The following is a 4963-nucleotide window of genomic DNA, read 5'->3' on the forward strand; positions in this document are numbered from 1 at the left end:
TACTTGATCGGAGCATTTTTTCGGTACAGCTCAGCTAAATAAAAAACCGATAATGAATTATAAAATTAGAGTAGCCTTACTTTAGTAGGCGTTAAAAAATTGGTATAGCTCTACCGTAGTGAGCGCTAAAAAATTGGTGTAGCCTTACCGTAGTAGGCACTAAAAAAATAAAAAGAGCCCAGAACCAGGCTCTTTTTTTATTTTGAATATGGATAATTAAATAAAGGAGATGTTAGATATGGCTGCTGACTTAATGTCACTAAGTTTAGCTCTTGCTGATTTTGTAGCTAAGAACCGTATACCAGCGATTTTTGATAAAATGAAAGTAACAAAAGAAAGTGGAGATAAAGATAAAATCATTAGTAATCTCGAAACAATTATTAATGATTTAATTCAGGAAAAGAATCAGGTGATACAAATTGCTCAAGCATATGATGAACAATTAATCACCCAAAAAATATCTGAAGATGATATTACATATATCACCACTACAATTATTCCGTTATTAGAGGAATTAATTAAGAAAAATAATAAAGAAAACACAAAAGATATCAGTGAAACTTTAGATATGATCAAACCACTTCTTTCAAAAGAAATGTTTAATATACTTCAACTGTTAGGATTTAATTTTAAACAAGCGATAGGAGAACCACTCACAACATTAATCCGAGGGATGATTTCTTCTAAAACTCCTACATCACCAGAACAAACAGTTGAATTACAAATACAAATTGAAAAAAGACAAACTGAGTATTTTAAAATTATTCAAGACGAAGAGGCTTCTCAAAGATTACTAGAATTTATCGGGAAGTAAACAAAAATGGATGTAACCTTACCTTAGTAAGCATTTAAAAATAGAAAAAAGAGAACCAATTGTTGTACAAAATCGGTTCTCTTTTTTCTATTTTTCTACCTCAAGTTCATCTATCAAATGACCATTATATTTTTCTTTTTCTTCTTCAGTTAACTCAATATATTCACGATTAAATTTCAATAAATCAGGATTCCAAATTGCTAATATTTTATAAAAATACTCGTTTTTATCTTTTCCCTTATACTTGTCCAACTCGCCATTCTCGTATTTTAGAGCATATTCTTTAAACATTCCGCCGTATACAATCAGCTGACGTCCTTTTAATGCTGAATAAAACACATCAAAAACCTCTTGGCTAGTTGTCATTTCGTAATCTTTCGCCGAATACTTCGCAACCTCAGCAACTGCATTTCCCTCTTTAATCAATTCCACTTTCTGAATATGTACTTGTGTTATCTCGGGTAGATCCGTAGCTTCTTGCCACATCGAAAGCCATTCTTTTTGCTTGATATACAATTCTTTTTTCTTGAAATAACTCTTATCTACACAAAGCAACACATGAAAATGCGGATTATAATCATCACGCTCTTTGTTATAAGTCATCTCTAATTTTCTAATATAACCTTTGATAGACCTTGCTACATTTCGTCTTTTAAATAGTTTATTAAAAGCCTTATTAAATCTATCAATTTCACTTTTTACTGCATCACCTTTAATATTCGGTGTAGTCAAAGTAAGAAATAAAAACTCTTTCTTTTCCTCAAGTTTAATAGCTTCCATCATGGTAGCTATCTTCATTGCATCTTTACATGCCTTTCTCCAAGCGCAAAGTGGACAAAAGCGATTTTTACAATCATTTCCCTTTGTTCGTTTCATTTTCTCTTTATCTTTCGTAGCAATAAATTGATTAAATGTACCACATTCTTTAAACAATTCACGCCCACCTTCATTCAATTTATTCTCAATAAATTCATAGATTTTTAAATTCTGTTTTTTCTTAGGTTGGTATTTACCAACAATTACGTCTTGCTTTTTATTTGTCATATTTGCTATATTAGTCCCAGACGAATGTATATTGAATGTATATTCACTATACAAAAGGGTGCACAAAACCCTTTGAAAAAGACTTGCTCCTTTCATGGAAATTTATTGTTTTTTGCTCGACACTTAAAACGATAAATCTATCCACCCGAAAAAGCAAGTCTTTTTTTGTTTAAAACCTTACAACCACAAGGCTTAAAGACATACATAGGCACCGATTTCCATGCGGGAATAGTTACCTATGTATCAAGAAAAGAAGAAACTAAATTTTTCGTACCGAAAAATCATAAAAAAAAGATGCCCTTTTGGGCATCTTTTTTTTCGTTCTCTTATGCAATAACGCATTACATGATTTTAAATTTAATTATTGATATAATTAAACCAAATATAAAAAACAAAAGGAGAACGAATCTATGTCCACTGAAATGTTAAAAGCCAAACTAGATCATCACGTAAATACAAACTCACCAACCAAAGCAATCGTTCTAAGATTAGCTAATTACAACGATTTACTAGAAACATATCCAAAAGATTTTGACGTGAATGTAGAAAAAAAAGAACTTTACTTCAAAGGTCATGTTATTTACTTTAACGAAAAAGTTAAAGATGGTGACTTTGGTACAATGAATATCCAAAAAGACTAAAGACACTCAACAAGAGCGTCTTTTTTTTATCTTTCTCTCCCATTCATCCTATGATGCATTTGAGCTTTCCTTCTCCATTCTTTATAATCCGCTTCACCCGAAATGTCATTTTGCATATCTTCAGAAACAATTTCTTTTCCCTTGATATAAAATTTAGAAGCATATGTAACACATCGGTTCCAAAAATTAGCTCCATTCTCAACAAGTTGCTCCATTCGCTTTCTAGCCATCTCCATCATTTTCTGCATTTCACTGATTTTTTCTTTTTGATTCTCATTCTCTTTAGATAAACTATCATTCTCAGCACTCAATTTTTTATTTCGGTTCACCAATTGTGGAACAAGCTCATTCTGTTTCTCTAGCTTTTCAAATTCTTTTCGTTCTAAAATTACATATTTTTCTTTAGGAACATGTTCAGAACAATATTGTTTTATCTCATCAACCTGTACACTTGCAAGTGTACTTGTAAGTGCACTTGTAAGTAATTCATGTTTCTTCTCCAACTCTTCAACTTTATCTTCTAATACAAAAAGTTCACTTTCTTTATTTTCAATTTTGCTCTCAACCTGTTCCAAGCCACGTTGCAACTCTTTATATTCGTGATGGTCCTTAATCTTATTTGTTCCAACTTCTTTACGGCCCAAGTGACGTTCATTCATCATCTTTTCAACAAATGCAATTTCTTGATTCCTAAAAGTCTCAAACAAATCAAAACTACTACCAGACTCAGACGTCATATTTTGCTGTCTAAGAGCTTTATCAAAAGATGGCTGCACTTGTAATCCTCTTTTATATCCAGTAGCCACAGGGACAACGTTAACGTGCAAATGAGGAGACGATTCATCATTATGAATCACTGCATTATAGATTTTGAGATTTGGATTTCGTTCCTCAAAATGTTCTACGTACTTTTCTAAGATTTCATTCGCCTTATTCCATTTCCCCTCGCGATCATCACCTTGAAAATCCTTCATATCTCCAACCTGGATAATAAATTCTCTTTGTGTTTCTAGCTTTTTATCTTTCAAAACTTTTGAGTAATAATTTTTAATCACTCTGTCCTGGCGTTTTTGCTTTGCATTATATTCCTCAACCGCTTCTCCAAAAACATCCTCATACATTTCTTTGATATCTTTTCTAACTAACGTTTTATTTAAATGAGTCCGTTCAAAATCAATATGATTGTGCCACTCATTTTCTTTTTCTGTCTCAGATAATTCTCGGTTGTTATGTTTCAACGAAGTATTCTTCGTAGATTTTTTGAATGAAATACTCATCTTATTTTTGTAATTGACCTTCATGAAACAACACTCCAAACCTAATAGATTGCTATATCCATGATACCATGTTTTTTTGTTACTTTTTGCTAAAAAGTAACGTTTTCGTAATAGTGACATTCCGCTCCGCTCCCATATCACTATTAAAACGCTCTACGAGGTTATGTCGGCATATGCCGAGTCACGACGAGGCGTGACGAAGACCTTGGGGGATTCGCCCCCAAACGACGACCAAGGGAAGTCCCTTGGATGACAATAAAAACATCCCCCACCAACCTCCCGCTCATGGGAGGCTACCTCGCCGGTAGGCAACCTTCAAACGTTTGTTTGAAGGAACCCAAGAGGTTACTGGGCTAGTGGTACCGGTCAATTCCTTATGCTCATTGCTTCGCAATTCCGCTACCATTTGACCTACACAGCCATAGTGCCACCACTCCGGGGACAACGAACCACGTGCGATGCCCTCCTGTCTTCGCAAGTTGGCACCGCAAATTCTTTTTCACCTTATCGACATCACTTGATCGTGACGTCTATCTCCCAATCTCCTTGTATACAAAGGACTCCTCGCTGCCATGCACTTTGTCCTCGCCAATCCTCCCCAAATTTCACTCTTTCGACAATGACCACAAGATGACCACAAAACCTTGATTTGTCACTATTACGAAATATTTTTCGTTTAACACCAAAATCAAAAAGGCTACAAAACGCCCCACAAATGACCATCAAGTGACCACCGTATACCTCTCAAACCTCTCAAAATCCCCTAGAAACGTTTTTGGAATTCACTCCTTATAAAAACATACAAAGCACATACAAAGCGCATACAAAACGAATACAGCGTCTCAAAAAGCATGCAAAACGAATACAACGCAAATACAAAACACATACAATTCATTTATGCTATAATAACTATGAATTCAGCGGAGTTCTTTTCTGATCCACCTCCGCCATGATACAAATTAAAAGAACAGGCACATATTCAGCGGAGTTCTTACTCGTTCACCTTCGCAATTACATAAATTAAAAGAACGATGATTAAATGTAACAAAGACGGGAGCTGTTTTTCCGAGTACGCTCGGCTAAAATAAAAAACCGATACTTGATCGGAGCATTTTTTCGGTACAGCTCAGCTAAATAAAAAACCGATAATGAATTATAAAATTAGAGTAGCCTTACTTTAGTAGGCG

The 4963-nt window shown here is 34.2% G+C and carries 4 protein-coding genes; 2 read left to right on the forward strand and 2 right to left on the reverse strand.

Translation table 11 applies throughout. The features are described 5' to 3' along the window. The first annotated feature begins 238 nt into the window (after positions 1 to 238). Entirely contained in the window at positions 239 to 814 is a 576-nt protein-coding gene (locus MR155_RS30510) for a hypothetical protein (RefSeq protein ID WP_242312037.1), read from the forward strand. 87 nt (positions 815 to 901) lie between these two features. Here MR155_RS30510 and MR155_RS30515 read toward each other — a convergent pair whose 3' ends face one another. Next, a complete protein-coding gene (locus tag MR155_RS30515) occupies positions 902 to 1858 on the reverse strand; it encodes a protein rep (RefSeq protein ID WP_242312038.1) in 957 nt (318 codons plus the stop codon). Positions 1859 to 2268: 410 nt separating this feature from the next. Here MR155_RS30515 and MR155_RS30520 point away from each other — a divergent pair, with 410 nt between their 5' ends. Next, entirely contained in the window at positions 2269 to 2499 is a 231-nt protein-coding gene (locus tag MR155_RS30520; protein ID WP_242312039.1) for a hypothetical protein, read from the forward strand. Positions 2500 to 2525: 26 nt separating this feature from the next. On the opposite strand, the gene MR155_RS30525 is transcribed toward MR155_RS30520, so the two are convergent. Beyond that, positions 2526 to 3896, reverse strand: coding sequence for a plasmid recombination protein (locus tag MR155_RS30525; protein WP_242312040.1), 1371 nt, complete (start codon positions 3894 to 3896; stop codon positions 2526 to 2528). Between the last annotated feature and the right edge of the window lie 1067 nt (positions 3897 to 4963).

It is taken from the genome of Bacillus cereus group sp. BfR-BA-01331 (assembly GCF_022663915.1).
GTDB lineage: Bacteria > Bacillota > Bacilli > Bacillales > Bacillaceae_G > Bacillus_A > Bacillus_A mycoides.